Annotated in this window: 1 rRNA gene; it reads left to right on the top strand. The window is 50.7% G+C overall.

The features are described from left to right. Positions 1–93, top strand: a 16S ribosomal RNA gene (locus AACQ43_RS22160); the annotation flags it as partial. Positions 94–302 lie beyond the last annotated feature (209 nt).

Below are 302 nucleotides of genomic sequence, written 5' to 3' on the forward strand. Positions count from 1 at the left end.
TTCGGGAGGGCGTTTACCACGGTGTGATTCATGACTGGGGTGAAGTCGTAACAAGGTAACCCTAGGGGAACCTGGGGTTGGATCACCTCCTTACCTTAATGATGACGAAGTTGTTGAGTGTTCACACAGATTGCCTTGATTCAAAGTAGTTAGAGCAAAGACCTGATGCGCAAGCGTCAGTGCTTGTTTGGTGAAAGCCAAACGAGAGAAGCCCTATCATTGGGTTTTGGGATGTGAATAATGGCGCTCGGCCTCGCAGGCTCGGCACTCGCCATTACCCAAAATCTGCACTGCTGACGCAG

The organism is Aeromonas sp. DNRA1 (assembly GCF_963888745.1).
Taxonomy (GTDB): domain Bacteria; phylum Pseudomonadota; class Gammaproteobacteria; order Enterobacterales; family Aeromonadaceae; genus Aeromonas; species Aeromonas hydrophila.